Source organism: Pectobacterium sp. PL64, assembly GCF_022477975.1.
GTDB lineage: Bacteria > Pseudomonadota > Gammaproteobacteria > Enterobacterales > Enterobacteriaceae > Pectobacterium > Pectobacterium jejuense.
In genome coordinates this window covers 1,987,632-2,011,205 of record NZ_CP092070.1, presented here as the reverse complement: position 1 = coordinate 2,011,205, position 23,574 = coordinate 1,987,632, and the positions used below count along the sequence as shown (strand labels likewise).

The window sequence follows — 23,574 nt, the reverse complement described above, 5'->3', positions numbered from 1 at the left end:
AGTCGCGATGCTTTGTGCTCATGGTCTTTCTGCGGTGAGCTGTACCGTGCTAATGGTGCGTGCGCGAAAGCCCGCCTCACAATAGCAAAGGTAAAACACCCACAGGCGTTGGAACGGTTCATCAAAGCCCTGAGCACTCAGCATATGCCACTGCTGATAAAAGCGTTGCCGCCATTCGCTGAGGGTGCGGGCATAGTCCTGACCGATATCAAACAGGTCACGGGTGATAAAGTCGGTATGCCGCGTCATGGTGGCGGTCATCGCGGTAATTGAGGGCAGAAAGCCGCCGGGGAAAATATAGCGTTGGATAAAATCGACATTGCGGCTGTAATGACTGTAGCGCTGGTCGGCAATCGTGATCGCCTGAATTACCATGCGGCCTTGTGGACGCAGCAGTTGCTGGCAGCGCTTGAAGAAGGTGGGCAAATACGCTTTTCCGACCGCCTCGATCATTTCAACCGACACCAGTTTGTCATACTGACCAGTCAACGAACGGTAATCCTGTAGCAGCACCGTCACTTTATGGCTCAGGCCTGCTTGCTGAATGCGCTCAACCGCGTAGTCATACTGCTGTTGCGACAGTGTCGTAGTGGTGACGTGACAGCCATATTCACGTGCGGCCAGCTCGGCTAATCCTCCCCAGCCAGTGCCAATTTCCAGTAAATGATCCGTTTCACAGAGTGCCAACTGTTCGCAGAGGCGACGCAGCTTGGCGCGCTGTGCGTCTTCCAGCGTCATTTCGGGTTGCTGATACCAGGCGCTGGAGTAGAGCATTTCGCTATCGAGAAAGCTGCGGTAAAAATGGTTGCCCAGATCGTAATGGGCGGCGATATTTTTCTGCGCCTGTTGCGGGCGATTACGACGGCACCAGTGGATGAAACGATGAAATGGCCCGGTCAGCCAGCCAAAACGCGTTTCAAGCGTATCGACTAGCGCCTGATTCTGTGCCAAAAGCTGGAGGACGAGCGTGAGGTTGCTTGAGCTCCAGTCGCCATCGATATAGCTTTCACCCGCAGCGATGCTGCCACCCAACAAGACACGGCGATAAACACGAGGGTTGTGTATCGTGATGTCGCCTTGCAGAGCCGCGTGTCGATCCCCGAATAACGTTTCATTGCCTTCTGGTTCGCGAAGGTGCAACCCTCCGCCTTCTATTCGACTAAGCAGAAGAAATACCACTTTTCTGGCCCGCGTATAGCGAGCGGTATTGCTCGGGTGACGCACCAACTGTGTTTCCGTTGAACTCATGAGTTGTCCTTCTTTTCAGACTGCGGATGAGGATAAACGGGCGAGCGTTTAATCCACAGTTTCAAAGCCTGCCAATATATGGTGCAGGCGGTTTTCATCGTCATTAACGGCAGAGACCAAAGCTGAGCGCGCAGGGCGGCACGAGTGAGCGGCTGACGGTGTAGCACCAACGTCGCGTCAAACTCGCGTCCTTGCCGGTGGTTCTCGATGTGGATCCGCAGACGCGCGTCGGGCGGCGTGAGTCGCCAGTGATACACCATGTCCATCGGGTTAAAGGGCGACACATGAAACGCTTTGGAAATCGGCGTAGAACCATCGGGGACGACGGCATAAGTATGACGTTCGTTCCAGGGCGTATTACGCACTTCTGCCAATAACCAGCGTAGTTCGTTATGCTCATCGTACAAATAATAGAAATTGACCGGATTGAAATAGCAGCCCAGATAGCGTAGCTGGCACAGCAGCAACACCTTCCCCGTGAGGCGTTCTCCGGTCAATTCTGCAATCCGATCCTGCGCTTTGGATTTGATATCGCCACCGCCGAGATAATCGCCGCGACAAAATGACGCAGGGGAAAAGCGCTCCAGCGCAATGCCGACATGCGGCAAGGCGGGAATCTCATCTAAATCGATTAACGCCATAAATAACGCATAGTCAAAACGATGCGTGACGGGCGTGAAGCGTCGATGGCGAACCTTGCCAACATACAAGGCGCTATTCATCTTGCACACTCTGATGGAGGAGGTTGACGACATCCAGCGCGCTTCTGACGCCATCTTCGTGAAAACCGTTGTACCAATAAGCACCACAAAACCAGCTGCGGTTGTGCCCATTAATACGTTCGCGCTGCTGTTGATACTCTGTCGTCTGTTGAGTAAACACCGGGTGATGATAAATCGCGTGGTGCAGTATTTTATTTGGGTCGATATCCTGCTGGGGATTCAGCGAGATGCAGAAGGTGGTGGATGAACGAATGCCTTGCAGGATGTTCATGTTATAGGTCACAGAGGCCCGCGCGCGGCTCAATGCCTGATCGACTGGTAGACGGTAATTCCAACTTGCCCACGCTCGCCGATTATGGGGCAGAAGCCGGGTGTCGGTATGCAGGATCACGTGGTTCGGCTGATAGTGCATGCCACCGAGAATTCGCTGCTCATCGGGCGTACTCGTTGCCAGCAGCGCCAGCGCCTGATCGGAATGGCAGGCGAAAATCACCTGATCGAACCGATATGTCTGATCGGCGGTATGCACCGTCACACCCGCATCATCGCGTATTACCTGACTGACGGGTGTCTGTAGGTGGATCGTCGCTCGATCGCGGATACGTTCTGCGAGTCGCTGCACGTACTCCCGTGAGCCACCGGGCACGACCATCCACTGCGGGCGATTGACCAAATCCAGTAACCCGTGATGGTTGAAGAAGGTTAGGAAAAGCGACAGAGGAAAATGCCGCATATCCTCAAGCGACGACGACCAGATCGCCGCGCCCATCGGCAAAAGATAGTGTTGGGCAAAGAACGGCGAGAATTTTTCCTGCTGCAATAAATGGCTTAGCGTCAGCCCCTGATAATCGCCGTTGGCAAGATACCGCTTGCAGACACGGTTAAAGCGCACAATTTCCGCAACGAAACGATAGAAACTGGGGCGGAGCAGATTGCCGCGCTGGGCGAACAGCGTGTTTAACGTATGGCCGTTATATTCCAGACCCGAAACCGGATTACTGACCGAAAAGCTCATTTCTGTCGGCTGACCGGTTAATCCCAGCTCATCCAGCAGCGCAATAAAATGGGGATAGGTCCGCTCGTTGTAGACAATAAATCCCGTATCGATGGCGTAGGTCGTGCCATCCTGAACCACATCGACCGTTGCCGTGTGGCCCCCCAGATAATCGTTCGCCTCAAATACCGTCACCTGAAAGCGATCGGATAACCTGAGTGCACAGGTTAAACCAGAAATGCCGCTACCAATAATGGCAATCTTCATACTTTTACCTTACTAACCGGCTGGCGAGCAGACGTTGCCATGACTGTGGGAGAACAGAAACCGCTTTGAGCAACAGTGCAAAGCGCAGAGGGAAGGCGATTTCGCGTTTTTTCTTTGCCAGACCACGTCGAATAGCCTCCGAGGCGTGTGATACGGAAATCAGCATCGGCATGGGGAAATCATTACGAGCGGTCAGAGGGGTATCGACAAAACCGGGCAGGATCAGCGACACTGTGATATTACGAGCCTGCAAATCCAGCGACAGGCTGCGGGCGAAGTAGGCCAGCGCGGCCTTTGACGCGCCATAGGCTTCCGCTCTTGGCAGCGCAACGAGGCTGGCGGTCGAACCCACCAGCGCCAGATGGCTTCCGTTGGCAAGCTGTGGCAATAACACCGACAGGCAATTCACCGGGCCGATCACGTTGGCTGTCAGCACCCGACGGACTTTTTCCGCTTCAACGACGCCGTTATCCAGATACTCACAGGTTCCCGCACTGAGGATCACTAGATCGACCGTGACGCCGTCCAACGCCTGTTGCGTATCCATCAGGTTCGTCATATCAAAGGCTATCGTGCGAATGGTTGGGAAGGCGGCAGTTAATGCATTAAGTCGTTGTTCATCGCGCCCGCAGGCGAGGACGTCCCAGCCGTCTCTGGCATAATCCAGCGCCAGTTGCTGGCCGATTCCAGAACTCGCCCCGGTAATCAACACGCGTTTCATGTCTGAAGTCTCGACTTCAGGTGGCTGATGAGCGAACCCAGCAGGGGAACATGCTGATAAAGCATAGCGCCCATGTCGTAATAATCACGGTGATAGATCACTTTGTTGTCGGCGAAGAGCAGGTGGCTACAGCCTGCTAACGTCAGCGGTGCGTTGCGCTTTAACGACGGATGCGCATAGTGCATCGTCCAGAACATCGTCGCACCGCCGCGGAAGGTATGGACATCAGCGATCTCGAACTGACAGTAGCTCAGATTATCGAGTGAATGAGAAAAGTAGCGATGCAAAGCATTCAACCCATGATGGCTGGAAACGGGGTCGATAAAGTGAATATCCTGATGATAGATATCACCCAGCTCCGTTAATTTCTCGGCTGTCAGCTCTCGATAAAATGCCCTTATTTTCAGCAGAATAGGTTCGTACTCACCATTTTCTACCGAGATGCCGTCTTCCTCGCGCGCTTTTTCTATCGTCATAACCACTCCTGTTAAGGTCACCCATTCCCACACGGTGGAAATGGCCAACAGATAGAGGAACGTCAACGCTTATTAATTGAAAGATATCAACTTAGGTATAGATTGAATCCACCGTTCGTCAATAAGATTTTTCAGAACGATAAGGGGGATAAACACAGATGGAAGGAAGATATGGCAGAAAAAAGGAAACATGGCGCAAGATGTAGTGACAACGTCACGCCATGTTTCCTAGGCCGACAGCAATAGGCCGAATGTTATTTCTCAGCAGGCTTAATCAACGTCAGAATCGTGCCCAACTGCTCACGCTGTTCATCGCTGACTTCGCGCGCAGCGGAATAGCCCGCATTCTGAATAATCATCTCATTCAGACCCACCAGCCAGTCATAGATATAAAACGCGGTATTGTTGGTCGGCGTCAACGACAGCTTAGTTAAGCGCTGTGAAGCACCAAAACTGACAGCCTGCTTTTCGGGTTTAGCGAAAATTTTATGACCGCGATTAATGCGGCTGGCAGGGCGCAGGGATTCATCGAGCTGCTGGAAGCCGAGCCAGGCAACGAAGTCACCGAGAATGGTCAGCACGCGTGAAACCTGACGGTCGGCCTTATTCTCGCGGTTGATGCCCAACTGCTCACCGTCGACCAGCATATCGACCAGTGCCTCTTCGATCCGCAAACGGATGCTGCCGGTAATCAATTCTTCAACCAGCATTTCGATCGTCGCTTTCGGCACGTTCAGCAAATCGAGAAGTGGGGCATTTTCCGGCAGGCCGCGCAGATAGTTAATCCAATAACGATAAACGCTGTGCGCGTAGTCTGCCTCATAGCCGTGGTCGATCGTCAAAATCGGCGGTGCAGGCTGATCGATAGCGATCGGCTCATCAGCAAACAGATCGATTTCGATCCCGACACCAAACGGATCGCTATGAGCTGACGGGGCGGAAAGGTCTTCGGCATCGGCGTGGAAACCGCCATAGTTTGCCCCTTTCTGTTGCAGATACAGACGGCGCAGTTCATCACGCGAAGGCAGCAGCCGTTCCAGCAGTTCACCGTGCACGCCAGTGCGAGTCTGGAGCGATTTGAGCAAGGTTTCTGCGATGCGCTGTTTTTCCGCCGGATCGTCAACATCAACGGGCAGATACCAGTTACCCAGCAGGTTATCGCTGAGTTCTCGTTGGAGTTCGTTAAGCTGTTCGCTGATACGCCCCAGTTTTACATCCCGGTGAACTTCCGCGCCCAGCCATGTTGCCATCCGCGCCACGCCGCGTTTATCCATCGCTAGCATGGTTCCCCAGGCATCGCCCGGATTACCGACATAGCGCTGTACCGCGGCATCATAGTTTTGCCCGTGCGTAATACGGCGATCGTGGCGGGTGACCGCCCAAATCAGCCCCGGTTTACGGTGGCTACGAACCTGTGCGTTTTCGCCTTGCGTCTGTTTAACCCAGTGGTCCAACGCCTTGCCGACCACCTTAACGTCGGCGCGGTTGCCCGCGGCGCTGCATACCATCAGTACGTTCATTTCCTGATTATCGGTATAACGCTCCAGCAGATAGGCGCGTTTCGCTCGCAATAGCGTGTGCGCCAGTGGATGCTGTGTGCTTTGCTGTCTTGCTGGTGGCTCGTTCCGCGTCTCGCGGATCTCACCAAAGCCGGGGAAGTCCAGCACATCAACCTGCTCGAACAGTGCTTCTTTAGGCGGCAAATGCAGTGGGATAAGCAGCTCCGCCGTCAGCATCGTTAACTCAGCCAGCGAAAGCTCCGTCGTTTTCCCTGCACGACCATTCTGAACCGGCCGCACCAGCACGCCGGGATCGTCGGCGCTGTGCAAGCGTTCCAGCGCAGAACCGTCGATCAGACCGTCTGCCGGATTTAACTCATCATCCACCAGTATCCGCAGCGGTGCTAACAGCTTGCGCGTACCGGACAGGTGTTGCAGCGTGTGGCTGAAATGACGATATGCGGTGGTCAGTGAATTCAACTCGCCCCACAGGACGGAGAAGAGCTGGGCGCGATCGTCAACAGTGAGATAAGGCGCTAATTCAATCGCCACCGGCCAGAAGTGGGCTTCCAACTGTTTTTGCCGTTTGACATCGTGACGCGCGAGATAGTCCCAGAGTTCGACGACTTCATCGCGGCTCATCCCTTCAACGGGTTCTGGCTGACGGTGCATCAACAGCGTTTTAATGTGTTCGGCAATATGGCGCTCGTCCAGCTCTTCAAACGTGGTCTCTTGATTGAGATCGTTTAAAAACGCGTTGGCCATGATCTTGCCGATATCCAGTTCGCTGAGCAGTTGCAGCTGAACAGGGAACGATTTGTTCTTCACGCCCGACTGTCGGCTAAAGCGCGTGACGAGCGCGGTGGCGCGATCGGACGGATTAATATGATCGATAAAATCCAGCTGTTGCCCTTCAAACGCGGTTTCCAACTTGCCGTTTTCGCCCCCGGCCAGCGCTGCGATCAGGTAGGATTTCCCTGCCTGAGACAGTCCAAAAAAGCCGATGGCGATCTCTTTCTGCGCCACGTCGGACAGGTGTTGCGCTTTATTGTGATTACGGCGTAGTTTGACGATCAGACGGTCGGCTTCGATATCCAGACGCGGTGCGTTCTGGCGTGTGCTTTCGACCCAGTCGATCGCCTGTTCAACACCTTGCGCGACGGCCTGTAGCTGGCCGTGAAGTCGGGTAGAGAGCTGTTTGGGCGTTAGTCGTTTCATTTTTTAAATACACTCCCACTATCGATCCAATAATGGGTCGCACCTGAGCCGTTAGCGGATAATGTGTTCAATTTGAGTCGTAAATGCTGTGGCGGAACGCGGGTGCCGTCTTCCAGCACCGCATCGGCAATCTCAAAGCGTTCGGGGCTGTCTTGATCGTCGCTTTTCGTTACGGCCAGTCGGACGCGCAGCTTACTGTCGCCGACGACCTTACGCGCTAAATCCTGATCGACAATTGAGAGCATATAAAGCGAGGACGCAGGCCAGCGTTCGTTGTCCAACTGGCGGAAGCCGAGGCAGAGTGAACCGCGTACCTGGAAACTGAGTTTCGGGTCAAGCTCGAAATCTGGCGCATCCAAATCAATATCGCTGTAGTAAACGTTATCCAGCGTCAGCGCGTTGCTGCTGTCCATCATGCCGAGGTAGCGCACCGTAGAATAAGGCTGGAAATCACCGACCTTAAAGTAAAAGCCCGGCAGGCGCAGATCGAGCGCCAGCAGGCACAGCATCGCGCCGACGGCGGCAGTGGATTTCGGGTTATCGATGCGTCCACGTTTGTTAAACGGATACCAGTCGTTGGTGTGATAGCCATCCAGCGACAGCATCCGGTTAATCGGCAGCGGCTGCAGGTGGCGGAACAGCGCCTGAATTCCTGGGAAGCGCGAAGGGCGACCGGTCAGCAGCAGCACATCGCACGAATACAGCGACACCACTTCAGACATCAGGCGTAGATTCTGCGTGATGTTCATCTTGTTAGACAGGAATTCGCCGTGCAGCTTGTTCAGTTTGAGAATCAGCGGCACCTGCAAAATATCGAAGACCTTGTCGCTGACTGGCAGCTCGCGCTGTACTTCTGTATTGATGTATTCCAGCACTTTTTCCGTCGGCGCCTGTTCCAGCAATTCGCCGAAGGTGGATTCGATCTCGGCGCTGGTGTCCAGCGGGTCAAAGCGCTCATAGGCTTCCAGAATCGCCCGGCCGATCGGGATGAAGACCTGCAACGTTACCTGCTGACGCAGCGTGAGCTGAGCATCCATACGGCCTTCATTGCCAAACAGCTTCGCCATCAGCGTATCTGGGCTGGACATTCCGGCGGTTTTCAGCGCGGCCTGTAGAGCGGGGAGGATATAAAGCTGAATCACATCCAGCAGAATATCGTCGCCAGCGACCTTAAAGCCTTCACGGAACAGCAGGCGGGGAATGATTTTAACGTTGTTGCCGACACCGTCATCGAGCAGATATTGCGTAATGGCGAGGTCGGTGGTGCCGCCGCCGATGTCGATTGAGGCAATGCGCAGCGTTTTACCTGCGGGTTCACCTTCGTCGAGCTCTTTATCCGGGCGCGCCATGCTGGCGAAGAAATCTTCCGCACGGCCGCCAAAGTTCACCTGCGCTTCGTTATACAGGTAAACCATCTGTCCGCATGTGGCTTCATCCCATTCGATTTGCACGTCAGGCACTGGAACCCGGCTCTGCTGCTTGTCGGCTGGCGTGGTGAAATCCTCATCCATCGGATGCCAGTCCATCGCTTTCCAGACCAGCGCGATCGCTTCATGCATGCGGCGGCGGAAAATTTCACGCTCGGGTTTTGGCATCGCGGAAGGTAGCGTCAGAATGATATTTCGCAACTGGCGCGGCGCGCTGCTGTGGATCATCTTCAAGCGCTGAGCGGCGCTGTTCATCTGCATCAGCGCCTGTGCCAGCAGCTCGGAGAGCATGAATGTCATGATCGAACTGCGGCTGTAGTGCGGTGAAAACACCGGTAAACGCTCTTCCAGCGGCTGGTTGTAGAGCGGCTGGCCTTCATCATTCAGCATGATAGTCAACGGCATGGCTGTCGCTAACGGTTCGGTCTGCGAATGTGCGTCCGTCTGGCTGAAACGCCAGCCTGGCGCATAGCTTTCTTCATCCCACAGGTAGCGACGCGGGCTGGAAATACCGCTCGATCCTTCCGTTCCCTGACGCAGCAGCGCCATGTGGCTGGCTTCGCGTCCGACGCGGGTGATTGACGGCCAGATGAACGCGTCATCACGACCGCTTTCCACGGAGAAGTTGTCTTTACCGAATTTCGCCTGCGAGAACTCGACGCGGCTCTCAAACAGTTCGTTGTACAGATAATGTGGCTCACTCAGATCGCGCAACTGCAGTTCATAAGTCTGTTTCAGACCGTTACTTTCGTCTGCATGATCCTCAACCAGAATGCCGCAGGTGTGTGAGTTACCGACATCCAAAATCAGGTCAACGTTGACTGCGGGTTCCTGCAGCGTACTGGTATTGATACGGATTTCCGGTATTTCGAGCTGGTTACCCAGCATATCCAACACATTCAGGTAATGTGCCTGATATTCAAACCCTCTGAGCGCCACTTTTACATCGTGACTGTCGCGGTTTTCCAGCGCTTTAACTCGCTGAGTAAAGACTTCGCGCAGCCAGCCGTCGACCCAGGTTTCATCAAGGAATTCACCCAGTTCGTCGCTGTGATAAGCCAGCGCGAAACTCCCGCCGGTTTTGATGTCATTGGCATTCGGTGCCAGCGATTCGTACTCGTGGCCTTCCGGATAGGTTTTGGTATCGAACGCCAGACAAATGCGGTGCGTATTGCCGTCCTGATCGGGCTTATCCAACGCAAGAATCTGCATCCGCGCCCAGTTATCCGGCCCGCCCATGAAGGTGCGCGGCGGATTAAAGCGGAAGAAGGGCAACGGCAGCCAGATGTTCTCCAGCAGTTTCAGCGATTGCTCAAGCGAAATACTCAGCTCAGGCTTCACCACTTCTGGCGGCATTCCGGTGGCAGAAGGCAGCAGGAATTTGTCCGAGTGTTCATCGTACAGCAGGTGCAGCAGAGGGCCGTTGGCACTTTTACGCACATAGCGGTTAGGCTGCTCAGCCGAAAACTGCGGCTTTAAGGCAAAATCCAAAAACTGAATTCCGCTGTCCTGAATCAACGTAATGCGTTGTTTATAATCGGTAATCGTCGCCAGCATGATTATTTACTCTCGCGCTTTATCGTCATCGGGAAAACGGTGTCTGCGTCGTAACGACCGATACACTCCGCAGCAGCGCCGGAAGCGCCTTGTTTACAGACCAGTTCTGGCATTTGGAAACGAGAATTATCGGAACAGCGGGCACCGGAACGGCTGTTGATGATCAGATTGCCAGAGCTCATTAATCCTGCCTCAACGTTAGCGCGACACGTGACACCGTCACCATGAGTGATACGTGCTGTGCCTTTTCCATTTTGAATCTGGTAGCGCAGGCTAGGCGGCCTGCCGGTAATCGGCGCTTTGCCATCAACAATGACGCGCCAGTTGCCGTTCAGGAATTTGATGGAGCCGATTTTCACCGCGTCGGCTGGCATGACGAGATCGTCTTTGCCTGCAGGCATCGCGGGGACTTGCTCAACAACGGGTTCAACTGGCGGCGCAACAGGCTCTTTGGGTTCCGTAACCGCAGGCGCTTCCGGTTTGGCCGCTTCTGCTACAGGCGCAGCAGCAACCGGTGCCGTAGCGACTGGTGGCTCAGCGGCTTTCACGACCTCTTTTTCTGCGACAGGTGGAACAGGCGTGCTTTCTTGCTGTGGCGCAGGTTCAGCCGGAGCAGAAGAAGGCAGGGCGCGTTTTTCTGACTTGACCGTCGCGGCTACATCGGAGGTCGGTTTGTCATCTTGTCCTGACACGCAGCCACGTATCTGCAATGCCAAAATCGCTAACAGCGCGGCGGCAGGTAACAGCCACCACAGGCGGAAGAACGGCGGGCGTGCGGGTACTGCCGCGGCGGCGGCAGGCGCTGGCGTTGGCTCGACGGCTTCCGGTGGGCTGACCGGCTGTGGCTCAGGTTCAGGCTCGGAAATGGGTTCGACCAGCGGCGGTGTTGGTGCGCTTGCTGCGGGAGCGGGTGCAACAAAAAGCGGTTCCGCTTCCTTGATGACAGGTCGCAGGCAGTCCAATGCATCAAGACGGGATTTCTTATCGAGATTGACGAAGCCCCAGAACGTTAAGACCGGTTTGCCATCAACCAGATAGACGTGATTCGCTCCAGGGAACTGTATCGCTTTTGCCAGCAGGACACCGAAAAGTTTCTGCCCGGCTTTTTCGGCATTTTGCGCACGCTGGCTGATATCGGCAACCGCAGCTTGATAGGTTTCCAGTAACGCCAGCGCCTTTTCTCGTTCTTCTTCGCTCGCGGCAATCCAGGAGGTGACTTTACCGTCAACCGGCGAATACCAGTCAATGCGGTCGCCATGCTCGTTGGGTTGGGGAATCGCCAGGCAATCGGCAATCTGCTGTTGTTTTCTGAGACGTAACGTTTCCCGCAATTGAAGTGCTGATGCGTAAACTGGCTGCCCGTTCTCACCCAGCGCCAGAAAATCATCCAAACTTCCACTACGTAAAAATAATTTTGCCACGCAAAAGAGACCTTTTGTAATGATGCCTAAAGCAGAAAATAGAGTGTAATCTGCGACAGGGTATACTGTAGTGCGAATGATGGCGAATCAAACGCTTAAAGAAGTGATAAAACTAACAAATATTTAAGCAATAGAAAAAGTGGGAAACGGGAAGTGTACGCACGTGCAGCGGGCCACGTCCAGATAATATGATGAAAACGCTGACAAAAACGGTGCATTCTCTTTCAGTTATGATTTGCGGAAACGAGGGACGCTGCGCGACGTCAGCCTCCCTCAAGGCCGTGAGAATTAAAGCTGGACGTTACCCGTGATCAGGTAAGCGGATGAGGTGCTTTGTGACATCGGTGGCAATGTATCGCTGAGGACATTACCTTTTACGTCGGTAAATTCAATCGGAATATCGTTCATTCCAACGTGCTCAACAATAAAGTGGTTATAATCGGTTTTCTGTGCAGCAATCCATTGGTTATTGCGCATATATTTCATTTCAATAACGGGATATTTTACGTTCCTGAATTGCACCGCGGCCCAATAAGGATTTGAACCTTCTTTTATACGATAAATAACGTTGCCATTTACTGGCGCTTCGATCAGCGTCCAGTCGATATTAATTTTCCCATCTCGCAGATCGCCTATTTTCTCAAAAGCGTTAAACGATAAATCCAGTGCACAATCGCCGCCTTCAGGATAGAGGTCGGTGACATAAACCACCGTACTGCCTTTTGGTCCATTCACTTTCAGGTAGGCTCCAGCCAGCGACGCCTTTACGCCACGATAATCCAACTGGTTCCGGTTTAGCGCCGTGATCTCCATGTTCTGCGGGATCGGATCCAGCAAAAGGGCACCGCCCTGATAGCCAGAGCCTGTTGCGGTGGCGTAGCCGTAACAGATGTCGTCCAGTTCCCACTGGGCGTGGGCGGTATTAATCAGGGGAATAACGCATAATGCAGACAAGGCTAATGAGGTTATTTTATTCATGTTTCACATCCAATATGATTCAAGATTAATAACATAGGTGAGTGGTAAAAATAAAAAACCAAAACGGAAATCCATTTTTTGGCGCCTGAATAATCGGTCTTTTGTATAAATAGGTAAATCGGTTTTATCTTAAAAGAGTAAAGCAGTGAATATATCACTGGGTTTATTTCTATAGAGTGAAATGATTATGTGAGTAAATAATCGATTTGGATTTATTCGGAATGTGTTCTACGGTTTAAAGGGTAGGCCGAAAATATTATTTCGCGCCAGCGCGGATGATAACGACCAATAGCTAATCTAGAACGATGAAGAGGAGACAACATGACCATTCATAAGAAAGGGCAAGCGCATTGGGAAGGGGATATCAAGCAGGGAAAAGGCACTGTCTCAACGGAAAGCGGTGCACTGCAACAGCAACCTTACGGCTTCAATACCCGTTTTGAGGGCAAACCCGGCACGAACCCGGAAGAACTGATTGGCGCGGCGCACGCGGCCTGTTTCTCTATGGCGCTCTCGCTGATGTTAGGCGAAGAAGGGCATAAACCTGAGTCGATCGATACCACGGCGGATGTGTCGCTGGATAAAGTCGATGGCGGGTTCGCCATCACCAAAATCGCGCTGCACAGTACGGTGAAACTGCCGGGTATTGATGAAGCTACGTTTGATAGCATCATCCAAAAAGCGAAAGCGGGCTGCCCGGTGTCCAAAGTGCTCAAGGCCGAGATTACATTGGCCTATCAGTTGAATTAAGTGCGGGCAGTTGAACTGAGAACACGCTGCTGATCCAGGCTGTTCCGATAAAATTGTGCTGATAAAAAGGCTTACCGGTATCGTACCGGTAAGTTTTTTTACATTTATACAATTAAAAACAACGAAACGATTAAAAATAATTTAACATCTTTACGATAATAACCATAAAATTAGCATTGTCATCGCTGCGTGATACGGGCTATGGCGTAGGACGCAATATAACAAGAGCAATATTGGGCTGGCCGGTTTGTGGTGGTCAGATTCTCTGAGTATGTCGTGCTGTGGAACACAAGCGAGAGTTCAAGATGAATAAAATGACCAAGATCTGTTTTTCTGTGCTGTTGGCCGGTAGTTTGCTGACCCCTGTTTTGGCAAACGCTAGCACGTCGGAAGACATGCGCGGTATGCAGAAAAGCTATACCGCCGCGACGAAAGCGGACGATGCTGCCGCGCTGAAAACCGCGCTGAGCGAATTCCGTGAGCACGTCGAGCACGCGAAAACACAGGTTCCGCCTGATTTCGCCAAACAGCCTGCCGATGGTCCAGACAGAAAAGCCTATGTGGAAGGTCTGGATAAGATTTTGCAAAAAGTGGACAGCGCACAGGCTCTGGCGGATTCCGGTAAACTGAACGAAGCCAAAGCGGTGTTAGCTGAAATCAACGCGTTGAAAGGCGAATACCACAGTAAATTGAGAGGCTAAGCCGCTTTTCGTTTACCATAAAGCCGCCAGTGGGATCGCACTCACTGGCGGTTTTTTTTATTATAAACGTTACGACAGTCAGGATTGCCAGCTAAGGGGAAACGGGATGACGTCACCATCACACGATGCAACGCATGATGGCAAAGATACACAAAGCAGAATTCTTGAAGCCGCATTGGAAGTCATACTGGATCACGGCGTGAAAGGGGCAACCTACCGAAAAATCGCTCAGCAGGCCGGGTTGTCACCGGGGACGTTAACCTACCGCTACAGCAGTATTGAATTGCTGTTGAGCAGCGCGTTCGTTTATATGGTCGATAGTATCTCACAGGCATTCCGTGTCCGCCTCAAGCAGGCAAAGGATATCGACAGCGCGCGTGAAGCCGTAGTTGACCTGATCTGTGGCGACATCTGGGCAACGCCGCGTCACCTGACGTTAAGTTTTGAACTGTACGCGCTGGCATCGCGGAAAGAAGAGTATCGGCTGATATTGCAGGAGTGGATGACGCGCAGCAGAAAATCGCTTCACCTCCATTTTAGCATTGCAACCGCATGTTCACTGGATGCGATGATTGAAGGATATACGATCCATAACTATCTCAATGATGAAGCCGTCAGCCGTGAAGACATCCTCAATACGGTAATCAAACTGACCTCCTGATCCCGCCTGGCGCGATCCTGTCAGGCATTTTTCCATTAAAAAAGAACCTAATGAAACAGGTGCAAAACGGTGTATATTCGTGCGATAGTTGTTCGTACGTATGTACGAATTGGTTTAAATAAAGACGACGAGAGCTATGACCACAAAACCTGCGATTAATAAATTTGCACTGTTCGGGCTGATGTTCATTCCCGGTTTTACGTGGGCAACCTGGGTGACTCGAACCCCCGTTATGCGTGACGTTCTGAATGCCTCAACGGAAACGATGGGCATGATTCTGTTTGGTTTTTCATGTGGTTCCATGCTCGGCGTATTGGGGGCAGGTAAAGTCATTAATGTCCTCGGCATCCGTAAAACTATGGCCGGAGGATTTCTGCTGCTGCTTCTTGGGCTACTTATACTTGCTGCATCGCTTTCGATTCAAAGCACGCCCAGCGCCTTTATGGGATTGTTGATTTTCGGCGCAGGTGTCGGCCTGGTTGATATCGCCATCAACATTGAAGGGGCGGCGTTTGAACAGCATCTGAATAAAAGCCTGATGACCACGCTGCACGGTTTTTTTAGCCTGGGAACGCTGGTCGGCGCGCTGACAGGGATGGCGATGACGGCGTTCGGCATCAATACTACCCTGCATTTTGTGGTAGCCGTAGCACTGTCGATACTCACCGCGATTGTGCTGATGCGCCAAATGCCGTGGCTGAGTGATTTGGCCCGTTCTGAGCAAGAGGAAAAGGGCGACTACAAGACACAGGTCTTCAACGAACTTAAAGATAGCCGTTTACTGATTCTCGGTGTGGTGATTCTTGCGATGGCGCTTGCCGAAGGTTCTGCCAACGATTGGTTGCCACTATTGATGATCGATGGTCACAACTTTGGTCATACGTCAGGGACGCTGGTTTATGTCGGATTCACTGCCGGTATGACGCTGGGCCGCTTTGCCGGAGGATATTTTGTCGATCGCTTTGGTAAGGTCAATGTGCTCCGTTTCAGCGCCGCTTCCGCCGCGCTTGGGCTGGCGCTGGTCATTTTCTCTAATGCACCACTGCTGGCCGCTGCTGCCGTTATTTTCTGGGGTATCGGCGCATCACTGGGCTTCCCACTCACCATTTCTGCCGCAGGAAGCGGAGAAAACAGCGCCGTTCGCGTCACGATCGCGGCAACATTGGGCTACTTTGCTTTCCTCGTCGGTCCGCCTGCACTGGGCTTCCTTGGCGAGGTTGCGGGGTTACGTATCGCCATGCTGCCGGTGCTTGTCATGGTGATTTTGGCATTTATTTGTTCGTCTTCCGCCCGTGAACGTGCGACCAGAACGGCATCTGACACCCCATCCTGACATTTCTGCGCGGTTCCGTTTCGTGTTACCGGAACTGCGCAATCTGTTCCACGCTATTGATTCCGTTGATCATCAATGATGTGATAAGTCACGGTTGCGAGACTGGCTGTTACTCCGAACTAGGAAAGTGAACACAATGGTAAATTTAACGGATATGGCTGAAGGGGATTACCCCGAATATCGCCAGTTTTTTATTCTTGAATATGCTCAGGATCTACAAGAATCCCGGGGATATGACGCGGAAAAGGCGAGGGCGATCGCCACGCAATCGATCGATATTGCGCTACCGCAGGGCGTTCACACGAGAGCCAATAAGTTATGGTGCATTCATTCCTCAAATAATGCAGGCGTCCTCATTGGTTACTTGTGGGTAGTTCTGCAAGAAAACGCAGCCTGGGTCTCTGATTTTTGCCTTCTGCCCGCGTGGCGGGGGCGTGGTTTCGGTAAAGCCTCACTTGCTGCGATGGACGTAGCGCTCACTGTATTAGGTATTGGCGAAATCGGACTGAGAGTAGCCGCACATAATCCAGTTGCCAAGGCGTTATATGAGAAGAATGGCTTCCAAATCACCGGTTTTAACATGCACAAAAATCTGGAGCCGAACCCTCCATCAGACCGCCATTAACCCGATGAAATAGAGCAAGTACACCTCAACGACCACTGGCCCCCCAATGCCACTATTTTGTTCACATCTGTGTAACTAAAGTTCAAAAAAAAGACGCCGATAAACAAATAGTAGGAGCTCATTGCAACGGAATGTTGATTACGATAAGTATCAACTCTAGGGGAGCCATAATGGCCAAACAATTAATACAAAAAAAATCAATGAGTACCCGCGCTCAAGTGCTGCTAACTGGCGCATTAACTATCGCACTCGGTTTCGCTGTCACCATTGGGGTGCTCAGCTGGCAGTCTAGTAAGGAACAAAAGTCTCTGGCCGAACGCTATTTGCAGCAGATAGCCCAAAGCGAAGCATTAAGAATTCAACAGGAACTCAACTACGCCCGGGATGTGGCACATAACCTCGGACAAGGGCTGGCTGCGTTGCCTGCCGCAGGCATTAAAGACCGCGTAGTGGTCGATAAAATGGCGGAATATGCTCTGCGGGATAACCCAGAATACCTCTCGGTTTCAGTCATTTTTGAAGAAAATATGTTTGACGGCCGTGACGCCGAGTTTGCCGATCAGCCGGGTCAGGCACCTAAAGGTCGCTACGCCTGGTTTGTCGACCGCGATCAGGCTGGCAATTACAAGATGCATCCTCTGCTTTCCTACCTGACTCCTGGTCAGGGCGATTACTACCTGTTGCCGCAAAAGAGCCAGAAAGATACGCTCATCGAACCCTATTCTTATGCTTACAACGGCGTTCCTACGCTGCTGACGTCAGTCGCTGCACCAATAGTCAGTCAGGGGAAACTATGGGGCGTCGTGACTTCAGACATCTCCCTTGCATCATTACAGCAAAAAGTTAACCAGATTAAGCCTTGGGAAGGTGGCGGCTACGCGATGCTGCTATCCAGTGAGAGTAAAGTCATCTCTTATCCTGATAAATCCCAGACGAGCAAAGCCTGGCAAGGGCCGACGGACAACTTCACGTCCTCAGTGGTACAGCACGACGATGCCATTCTTGGCGAAGAAGCACTGATTACCTGGCAACCCATTACTATCGGCAACAGCACAGATAAATGGCATTTGGCCATTGTTGTCCCGGTGAGTCAGGTGATGGCCGCTTCTGAACGCCAGTTAATGAATGCCGTCATCATGATGGTGATCAGTATCCTGCTGGTGAGCGCGCTGCTGGGCTGGGTATTCAGCCGTAAAGTGCTTAAACCACTGGGTGGCGAACCACGCGAAGCGGCCACCATTGCGCTGGCTGTTGCGGAAGGTCGACTGAGTAATGTGATTGACGTACAACCCAATGATCGTAACAGTCTGTTCTTCGCGCTGAATACGATGCAGTCACAGCTGCGTCAGGTGGTTGGACAGATCAAAGACGCCAGTGATTCCGTGCGGCAAGGCGCGGCGGAAATTGCCAGTGGTAACCTCAACCTTGCATCGCGTACGGAGCAGCAGGCTGCTGCGCTGGAACAAACCGCGGCGAGTATGGAAGAGATCACCGCAACGGTGAAACACAATGCCAACAATGCTCATCAGGCTACGACGCTGACAGAGAATGCCACGAAGATTGCTCAGCGCGGCGAATCGCTGGTCAGTCAGGTGGTTCAGACGATGTCGCAGATTGATGAGAGCGCGAAGAAGATTGGCGATATTACCTCCATGATTAACAGCATCGCTTTCCAGACCAACATTCTGGCGCTGAACGCCGCAGTAGAAGCGGCACGAGCGGGCGAGCAGGGAAGAGGATTCGCCGTTGTGGCATCGGAAGTGCGCAGCCTGGCACAGCGCAGTGCCAGCGCGGTGAAAGAGATTGCCGCACTGATTGAGGAATCCAGCCAGCGCGTTGAAAGCGGCGTTAAACTGGTGAACGATGCCGGTAAAACCATGCAGGATATGACACACGCGGTCAGCTCGGTGCAAAGTATCATCGGTGAGATTGTCACGGCATCGGATGAACAGGCGAAAGGCATTAGTCAGGTCACGATTGCCGTCAATGAAATGGATGGTGTCACGCAGCAAAACTCCGCACTGGTACAGCAGATGTCGGCTGCAGCTAGTTCGCTGGAAGATCAGTCCATGTCGTTAGCGCAGGCGATAGAGCATTTTCGCTTGGAACAGCAGCACGTGTCACCGCGTGCGCTCTTAAAGTAAAAAGTGACGCTGTCACCCGGCTGCTTAACGGTTGCCGGGTGATATCTTTAATCCTTCCGTGAAAGTTGTCCCGAGCCTTTAATTAAGGCAAATTAAATCATCCCGATATTCCTAAGAAAAAATAACCATGCACTTGAATTACCCCTGTCTGAGAGCGTTCATGGAGATTGTCCGCAGCGGCAGCTTTGAAATTGCGGCTCGTAAACTCCACGTCACGCCGTCTGCCATCAGTCAGCGTATCAAGCAGTTAGAAGATCAACTTGGTCAGGTACTGATCGTAAGGGGCAATCCCTGTCGAGCAACGCTGACGGGGCAAGCGTTACTTCGACACGCAGAACAGATAGATATGTTGGAGAGTGAGCTTTTCAGCACGCTTGAAATGCCTGCCAGACAGAGTCTTTCAGTGGCTGTGAATGCGGACTCAATAGACGGATGGTTTCTGGATGCGATGGATAATGCCTGTCACCAATCCAGTATTTTGCTCGATATCCTTGTAGAGGATCAGGAACATTCGGCAACCTTGCTGCGTGAAGGTCGTGTCATGGCAGCGGTCAGCGCCAGCCCGGAACCGATTCAAGGCTGCGGTGTGGAATACTTAGGAACGATGCGCTATCGCGCCTATTGCTCCCAGGCGTTTCACGACATGTACTTTGCTGACGGCATCAACGCGGACAGTCTACAGAATGCGCCGCTTCTGATATTTAACAATAAGGACAGATTACAATCCTTATTTATAGCATCGCTGGTTCCAGAAGCGATTGAACCGCCGCAGCAATTCGTTCCTTCAACGGCGGCTTTTGTCGGTGCCATTCTCAGAGGGCTAGGGTGGGGGATGATCCCGGAACATATGGCATCATCCCATACGGAAAAAGGAGAATTAGTGCCGTTTCAAGCCGGAAATCCTATCGATATCCGTCTGTACTGGCACCGTTGGAATATCCGTTCTGCATCGCTGGAAGCGTTAAGTCAGAGCGTGCGAACTGCTGCCGTTCGGCATCTTTTTCGGTAATGGTGTCAAGCCAAGGACACGAGCGAGCTCGACGTAAATGCTAACGACGACCCCGTAGGTTTGTGCTGGCTGACCATTCATATGTTGCTGAGGAATCAGGTTTAAACTTATTTTTCTTCTTCTCAGCCTTCGCCTGTTTTGCTACGGATTCACGTTCCTTCATAAGCTTATCGATATAATCATCTTTAATATGATTACTCTCAGAGTTGGTCAGCGTGCGACCCTGTTTTTTTCGCGCCTGATCGAGTAACGTCTTAAGCTGACGTTGTTCACTTTCGGTCATGTCTTTCTGAGTCAGTCTTTGCATGGGAATGAACCTGATAAGCGGGCTAGAAAATACATTGTAGAGGAAAACGTTCTGAGGCCCAGATAAATCGTACCGCGAGCCTTCCTGATTTCTTGATAATTAGCACACAATTTATTTATTCAAACACAGTAGAAAAACACATAGTGGGGAAAAATGATGTTACCAGAATCGGCCGTAGCGGCACAATTTAAGGCCTATAACGAACATGACATCGATGCATTCGTGTCATGTTTTGCACCAGATTTCAAAGCATACCGTATGCCAGCAGAAACGCCGTCGATGGTAGGAAAAGAAGCACTGAGAGAGTTTTACGTGAATAACCGGTTCAACAACCCAAAACTGAGAGCGGAATTGGTTTCTCGTACTGTGTTAGGCAATAAGGTATTTGACCATGAGTTAATACATGGGCTTTCAGCGGAGCCTATAGAAAGTATTGCCGTCTTTGAGTTAGATAACGGGCTTATTAATACAGCTTGGTTTTTCTTTTCGTAGTCAATAATTCACGAGCGCGGAACTAATGATTTCAGAGACACAAAAGTTACAGTCGCTGATTGTGCATTATGAAAGACAACTTCATTGCCAAGTAACGCGCTGCCAGAAAGGCGTCATTGATAATCTGCTGCACCGCGACTTTTTTGAAATTGGTCGTTCTGGAATGCGGTACGACAAACAGCAGGTTATCGATGCATTGATTTCTGAAACGGCCGAACAACAGATTCAGGCCGATAACTTCGAGTTATCAGTGGTAGATGAAAAAAGTGTGCTGCTGACATACCTGAGTTACAAGGCTGGCGAGAATAACATCGTCAGTAAAACATGGCGGACATCGCTATGGGTTAGAAATACTGACAGCCCAAATCCCGATGATTGGAAAATGCGGTTTCATCAGGGAACACCAACAGCAAGTTCTGAAGCAACAGCTAACGATTGATGATATGAGAGGCATGCTGGAAGTGTTTTCTAAATGGTTCTGAGCCATTCCGGTAGAATGGGGTTGGGTTTACCGGAATGGCGATGGTTCGTATTTACACATAACGTGCTTATGCGAATCATTGACTATCTTTAGGATTGATATTAATAGTCACCTTCGGGATAGTATTCAGTGATAAAGTTATCGACTTTTTCCTGAAATTGGTTGTTTAAATAATTCCAACCAAAATCTACCGATGTATATGTAAATTCACGAGCATTTAAAGTTATGCCAAATATAGCTAAATCATTAGATTCTGCATAATCACCGGGTGCTAACCAAATCTCATGCCATCCCAACGAAATAGTATTAATGACATTTACATTTTCGTTTCCAATCATTGCGCTAGCAACAGCTTTGCTTGGCGCGGGGACTGGTTTGAAATAAGTAACATTGTCTTGATATGCTGTTCTGTATATAACTTTGTAAAAACGTGCTTTTTTAGCCATGGAGAACCCGTTGTGAGGAATTTTATTTGAAATTCAATTGATCATTATCACTGCATGAGCAGTGATAGCTCTCATTTTGAAAAAAGCTAACATCTGATGAACGACCTTTAAACATAATAACTCCCATGCATATAATTTTAGATTAAAACGAATTAGATTTTTTGCCGCTTACGGTTCGGGGTTCTGTGACACCCGAACTTTACCGTGGTTTTCGACGATTTTAAGCAGGACGGGCGATACTGTAGCGTATGTTAGTGTAGCACTGAATTTACATTTATCTCTATTGAGAAACAGAGGTTTACCTAGCTAAAATCGGTGGAACAGAACCGCCAAAGCAGTTTGTGGCTATGCCAATACCATGTTACTCAGGCTTTGGGAGCGCAATGGTTGATCGCCGATAACATAGGTCGTAGTTTCAAACAGGCAATTAGGCAAAATTGTCTAATCGGAGTTTGGATACGTGAAGCGGAAAATGACTAGACGCAATAAGCGTTTTTTGACCAGCCTGTTAGATAAAGTTTTGCAATGGGATTTGCCGCTGCATAGTGTTGTGGCGCTATCTGTCAGTACAGCGGAAACGAAAAATGCCAGCAGGCTGGCACGGCGTGGAAAACTTTTGCCTGACTGGGAACGAGTCGAGCCGTGGGGCGAGGAATTTTTACTGCCGTTCGCTGGCCCGAGCGGGAAAATCCATCGTTATCGGGTTGTCAGCCACAGGGGCGATTTTTGATGCCGGAAAAAGTGTTTTGCCGTATGCGGGGATTTTCTCAGTGGAATGGCCAGTTCCCGCCTGTGCCTTCATTGGTTCGCATAATGTTGTCGACGTTATGGTAAAAAGGCCGCTGCGAAAATCAAAAAATGCGCAGCGGTCTCTTTACCATAACGCACATTATGCGGGACCCCATTATCCAAAAATTCAAAAATAATGGTCAATTTTTTTCGGGGACGTTCTGTGGCCTAAAATATAGTTTGCTTGTTTTTTATTCGGGGGAATGATGCGTAACCTAAAAAACATTTTAGATGTGTGTGATATTTACATTTCGGGGGAGTTCGTAGGGTGTGCAAGCTTGGATTTTTATCCTGCGTGCGGGTTGCACGCACTGGTCATTAAAAAAATGAATTTTGGTTTTACAGAGAGCTATTCAATTTTGGTTCCCGCCGCCGATTTTGAATATGTTAGAAAATTGAATTTGGTTTCTGGTGAGGGAATTTCAGTTCCAGTTAAAGTTAATTTTGATTGCGAACACCCGATTATTTGGCTGTCTGATAGGTGTCATATTGCTAAAAAATAGTTTTTTCTTATTCATATGGTGTATGAATAAGGGATGGTGAAAATATTTTAGCTATTTTGTTTTTTATCCCACGTTTTGTCGTCTTTTTCGCTGTATTCTTCCCGCTACAGAACATAATTTTTATTTTTTCCTTTTAAATCATGGAGATTTATTTTTATTGTCTGGGTTTTATTTTTTGTTTAAATTTTTCGGCGAAAATCATTTTTTATTCTAATCTGGAGTTGTCGTATGATGTTGAAGAGCGCTGAAAATTTTTTTAGAGCCTGCGAAATTTGTGTTTCTGGGAATTTTGTCGAAATTCGCGAGGATGAGATTTATCCGGGAGTCGGCGTGATGAATTTTCTTGTTATCGATCATGACCGCTACGGTCAGCAGGAAATTTTTATCCAATTGCACGATCTGCCGTTCGTGCTAGAGCTAGAATTGTGCGTGGGTTCGAAATTGTTGGTTCCAGTGGAGGTCTGGCAGGAGTCGGGGGCTGCTGAGCCCTATCTAGCCCTGTCGAGTTTGCGGGATATCGAGAAAAAATAAAATAAATTTCACTAGTAAAACGGCCTCGCACTAGCGAGGCTTATTTTTTCTTCCGCTATGTTTTTAGATGAATAAAAATTGGAAAATATTTTCATCATTCCTATTTTTACCCCCCGTTTTGTCGCCTTTTCTGTCAATTCTTCCCGCTACAGCACATCTATTTTATATTTTCGCATTTCTTGTAGATCAAAACACCACCCAATATAAGCCTAAGTCATTGATAATATCAGGTTAATAAAAATCAAATTTTGCATAAAACTTTATTTCTGGAATT

General features: G+C 50.7%; 23 protein-coding genes. 12 read left to right on the top strand and 11 right to left on the bottom strand.

The features are described 5' to 3' along the window. Nucleotides 1-18: 18 nt before the first annotated feature. The 9 genes from HP572_RS08875 to HP572_RS08835 all read right to left on the bottom strand — a co-directional run bounded on the left by HP572_RS08875 (nt 19) and on the right by HP572_RS08835 (nt 12,528). Complete coding sequence (locus HP572_RS08875) at nt 19-1,248, bottom strand: cyclopropane-fatty-acyl-phospholipid synthase family protein (protein WP_240585378.1); 1,230 nt, start codon at nt 1,246-1,248, stop codon at nt 19-21. Continuing rightward, on the bottom strand, nt 1,245-1,970 hold the full coding sequence (locus HP572_RS08870) for a DUF1365 domain-containing protein (protein ID WP_240585377.1): 726 nt from the start codon (nt 1,968-1,970) through the stop codon (nt 1,245-1,247). The genes HP572_RS08875 and HP572_RS08870 overlap by 4 nt, the downstream gene beginning before the upstream one ends. Then, entirely contained in the window at nt 1,963-3,231 is a 1,269-nt protein-coding gene (locus HP572_RS08865) for an NAD(P)/FAD-dependent oxidoreductase (RefSeq protein WP_240585376.1), read from the bottom strand. The genes HP572_RS08870 and HP572_RS08865 overlap by 8 nt, the downstream gene beginning before the upstream one ends. Nucleotides 3,232-3,235: 4 nt before the next feature. After that, a complete protein-coding gene (locus tag HP572_RS08860) occupies nt 3,236-3,952 on the bottom strand; it encodes an SDR family NAD(P)-dependent oxidoreductase (RefSeq protein ID WP_240585375.1) in 717 nt (238 codons plus the stop codon). After that, the gene (locus HP572_RS08855) at nt 3,949-4,428 is read right to left on the bottom strand and encodes a nuclear transport factor 2 family protein (protein ID WP_240585374.1); all 480 of its coding nucleotides are present in this window, start codon (nt 4,426-4,428) and stop codon (nt 3,949-3,951) included. The genes HP572_RS08860 and HP572_RS08855 overlap by 4 nt, the downstream gene beginning before the upstream one ends. A gap of 254 nt (nt 4,429-4,682) precedes the next feature. Beyond that, nucleotides 4,683-7,145 (bottom strand): putative virulence factor, encoded by a 2,463-nt coding sequence (locus HP572_RS08850; protein WP_240585373.1) that lies wholly within the window; start codon nt 7,143-7,145, stop codon nt 4,683-4,685. Continuing rightward, nucleotides 7,142-10,129 carry a virulence factor SrfB gene (locus tag HP572_RS08845; RefSeq protein WP_240585372.1) on the bottom strand — a complete coding sequence of 996 codons (2,988 nt, stop codon included), beginning with the start codon at nt 10,127-10,129 and terminating at the stop codon, nt 7,142-7,144. Before HP572_RS08845 ends, HP572_RS08850 begins: the two co-directional genes overlap by 4 nt. A gap of 2 nt (nt 10,130-10,131) precedes the next feature. Further along, nucleotides 10,132-11,550 carry an SrfA family protein gene (locus tag HP572_RS08840; protein ID WP_240585371.1) on the bottom strand — a complete coding sequence of 473 codons (1,419 nt, stop codon included), beginning with the start codon at nt 11,548-11,550 and terminating at the stop codon, nt 10,132-10,134. 288 nt (nt 11,551-11,838) lie between these two features. After that, on the bottom strand, nt 11,839-12,528 hold the full coding sequence (locus tag HP572_RS08835) for an expansin EXLX1 family cellulose-binding protein (protein ID WP_010275007.1): 690 nt from the start codon (nt 12,526-12,528) through the stop codon (nt 11,839-11,841). Between the two features lie 321 nt (nt 12,529-12,849). On the opposite strand from HP572_RS08835, the gene HP572_RS08830 reads away from it, so the two are divergent. The 7 genes from HP572_RS08830 to HP572_RS08800 all read left to right on the top strand — a co-directional run bounded on the left by HP572_RS08830 (nt 12,850) and on the right by HP572_RS08800 (nt 19,751). Beyond that, nucleotides 12,850-13,278 (top strand): OsmC family protein, encoded by a 429-nt coding sequence (locus HP572_RS08830; protein WP_010275011.1) that lies wholly within the window; start codon nt 12,850-12,852, stop codon nt 13,276-13,278. Between the two features lie 305 nt (nt 13,279-13,583). After that, entirely contained in the window at nt 13,584-13,979 is a 396-nt protein-coding gene (locus HP572_RS08825) for a cytochrome b562 (RefSeq protein WP_205550399.1), read from the top strand. 106 nt (nt 13,980-14,085) lie between these two features. Next, on the top strand, nt 14,086-14,640 hold the full coding sequence (locus HP572_RS08820) for a TetR/AcrR family transcriptional regulator (protein WP_240585370.1): 555 nt from the start codon (nt 14,086-14,088) through the stop codon (nt 14,638-14,640). Between the two features lie 136 nt (nt 14,641-14,776). Further along, on the top strand, nt 14,777-15,973 hold the full coding sequence (locus tag HP572_RS08815) for an MFS transporter (protein ID WP_240585369.1): 1,197 nt from the start codon (nt 14,777-14,779) through the stop codon (nt 15,971-15,973). 136 nt (nt 15,974-16,109) lie between these two features. Further along, a complete protein-coding gene (locus HP572_RS08810) occupies nt 16,110-16,598 on the top strand; it encodes a GNAT family N-acetyltransferase (protein WP_240585368.1) in 489 nt (162 codons plus the stop codon). A 170-nt stretch (nt 16,599-16,768) separates the two neighbouring features. Further along, nucleotides 16,769-18,742, top strand: a complete 1,974-nt coding sequence (locus tag HP572_RS08805; protein ID WP_240585367.1) for a methyl-accepting chemotaxis protein — start codon at nt 16,769-16,771, stop codon at nt 18,740-18,742. 127 nt (nt 18,743-18,869) lie between these two features. After that, entirely contained in the window at nt 18,870-19,751 is an 882-nt protein-coding gene (locus HP572_RS08800) for an HTH-type transcriptional regulator ArgP (RefSeq protein ID WP_240585366.1), read from the top strand. Nucleotides 19,752-19,791: 40 nt separating this feature from the next. Here HP572_RS08800 and HP572_RS08795 read toward each other — a convergent pair whose 3' ends face one another. Continuing rightward, complete coding sequence (locus HP572_RS08795; RefSeq protein ID WP_205550409.1) at nt 19,792-20,058, bottom strand: DUF3811 domain-containing protein; 267 nt, start codon at nt 20,056-20,058, stop codon at nt 19,792-19,794. A gap of 156 nt (nt 20,059-20,214) precedes the next feature. On the opposite strand from HP572_RS08795, the gene HP572_RS08790 reads away from it, so the two are divergent. Together HP572_RS08790 and HP572_RS08785 are read left to right on the top strand one after the other, a co-directional pair. Next, on the top strand, nt 20,215-20,550 hold the full coding sequence (locus tag HP572_RS08790; RefSeq protein WP_240585726.1) for a nuclear transport factor 2 family protein: 336 nt from the start codon (nt 20,215-20,217) through the stop codon (nt 20,548-20,550). Between the two features lie 25 nt (nt 20,551-20,575). Further along, a complete protein-coding gene (locus HP572_RS08785; RefSeq protein WP_240585365.1) occupies nt 20,576-20,989 on the top strand; it encodes a DUF4440 domain-containing protein in 414 nt (137 codons plus the stop codon). Between the two features lie 143 nt (nt 20,990-21,132). Here HP572_RS08785 and HP572_RS08780 read toward each other — a convergent pair whose 3' ends face one another. Further along, nucleotides 21,133-21,477: a hypothetical protein gene (locus HP572_RS08780; RefSeq protein ID WP_240585364.1), complete on the bottom strand. Its 345-nt coding sequence runs from the start codon at nt 21,475-21,477 to the stop codon at nt 21,133-21,135. A 472-nt stretch (nt 21,478-21,949) separates the two neighbouring features. Here HP572_RS08780 and HP572_RS08775 point away from each other — a divergent pair, with 472 nt between their 5' ends. The 3 genes from HP572_RS08775 (at nt 21,950) to HP572_RS08765 (ending at nt 23,300) form a co-directional block, all read left to right on the top strand. Further along, a complete protein-coding gene (locus HP572_RS08775; RefSeq protein WP_240585363.1) occupies nt 21,950-22,207 on the top strand; it encodes a hypothetical protein in 258 nt (85 codons plus the stop codon). A gap of 262 nt (nt 22,208-22,469) precedes the next feature. Next, nucleotides 22,470-22,769 carry a hypothetical protein gene (locus tag HP572_RS08770; protein ID WP_240585362.1) on the top strand — a complete coding sequence of 100 codons (300 nt, stop codon included), beginning with the start codon at nt 22,470-22,472 and terminating at the stop codon, nt 22,767-22,769. Nucleotides 22,770-22,997: 228 nt separating this feature from the next. Beyond that, nucleotides 22,998-23,300: a hypothetical protein gene (locus HP572_RS08765; protein WP_240585361.1), complete on the top strand. Its 303-nt coding sequence runs from the start codon at nt 22,998-23,000 to the stop codon at nt 23,298-23,300. The last annotated feature ends 274 nt before the right edge of the window (nt 23,301-23,574 follow it).

Coding starts and splice junctions, on each gene's coding strand:
- HP572_RS08875 (WP_240585378.1), bottom strand. CDS start 1,248: ATGAGTTCAACGGAAACACAGTTGGTGCGTCACCCGAGCAATACCGCT.
- HP572_RS08870 (WP_240585377.1), bottom strand. CDS start 1,970: ATGAATAGCGCCTTGTATGTTGGCAAGGTTCGCCATCGACGCTTCACG.
- HP572_RS08865 (WP_240585376.1), bottom strand. CDS start 3,231: ATGAAGATTGCCATTATTGGTAGCGGCATTTCTGGTTTAACCTGTGCA.
- HP572_RS08860 (WP_240585375.1), bottom strand. CDS start 3,952: ATGAAACGCGTGTTGATTACCGGGGCGAGTTCTGGAATCGGCCAGCAA.
- HP572_RS08855 (WP_240585374.1), bottom strand. CDS start 4,428: ATGACGATAGAAAAAGCGCGCGAGGAAGACGGCATCTCGGTAGAAAAT.
- HP572_RS08850 (WP_240585373.1), bottom strand. CDS start 7,145: ATGAAACGACTAACGCCCAAACAGCTCTCTACCCGACTTCACGGCCAG.
- HP572_RS08845 (WP_240585372.1), bottom strand. CDS start 10,129: ATGCTGGCGACGATTACCGATTATAAACAACGCATTACGTTGATTCAG.
- HP572_RS08835 (WP_010275007.1), bottom strand. CDS start 12,528: ATGAATAAAATAACCTCATTAGCCTTGTCTGCATTATGCGTTATTCCC.
- HP572_RS08830 (WP_010275011.1), top strand. CDS start 12,850: ATGACCATTCATAAGAAAGGGCAAGCGCATTGGGAAGGGGATATCAAG.
- HP572_RS08825 (WP_205550399.1), top strand. CDS start 13,584: ATGAATAAAATGACCAAGATCTGTTTTTCTGTGCTGTTGGCCGGTAGT.
- HP572_RS08820 (WP_240585370.1), top strand. CDS start 14,086: ATGACGTCACCATCACACGATGCAACGCATGATGGCAAAGATACACAA.
- HP572_RS08815 (WP_240585369.1), top strand. CDS start 14,777: ATGACCACAAAACCTGCGATTAATAAATTTGCACTGTTCGGGCTGATG.
- HP572_RS08810 (WP_240585368.1), top strand. CDS start 16,110: ATGGTAAATTTAACGGATATGGCTGAAGGGGATTACCCCGAATATCGC.
- HP572_RS08805 (WP_240585367.1), top strand. CDS start 16,769: ATGGCCAAACAATTAATACAAAAAAAATCAATGAGTACCCGCGCTCAA.
- HP572_RS08800 (WP_240585366.1), top strand. CDS start 18,870: ATGCACTTGAATTACCCCTGTCTGAGAGCGTTCATGGAGATTGTCCGC.
- HP572_RS08795 (WP_205550409.1), bottom strand. CDS start 20,058: ATGCAAAGACTGACTCAGAAAGACATGACCGAAAGTGAACAACGTCAG.
- HP572_RS08790 (WP_240585726.1), top strand. CDS start 20,215: ATGTTACCAGAATCGGCCGTAGCGGCACAATTTAAGGCCTATAACGAA.
- HP572_RS08785 (WP_240585365.1), top strand. CDS start 20,576: ATGATTTCAGAGACACAAAAGTTACAGTCGCTGATTGTGCATTATGAA.
- HP572_RS08780 (WP_240585364.1), bottom strand. CDS start 21,477: ATGGCTAAAAAAGCACGTTTTTACAAAGTTATATACAGAACAGCATAT.
- HP572_RS08775 (WP_240585363.1), top strand. CDS start 21,950: ATGACTAGACGCAATAAGCGTTTTTTGACCAGCCTGTTAGATAAAGTT.
- HP572_RS08770 (WP_240585362.1), top strand. CDS start 22,470: ATGATGCGTAACCTAAAAAACATTTTAGATGTGTGTGATATTTACATT.
- HP572_RS08765 (WP_240585361.1), top strand. CDS start 22,998: ATGATGTTGAAGAGCGCTGAAAATTTTTTTAGAGCCTGCGAAATTTGT.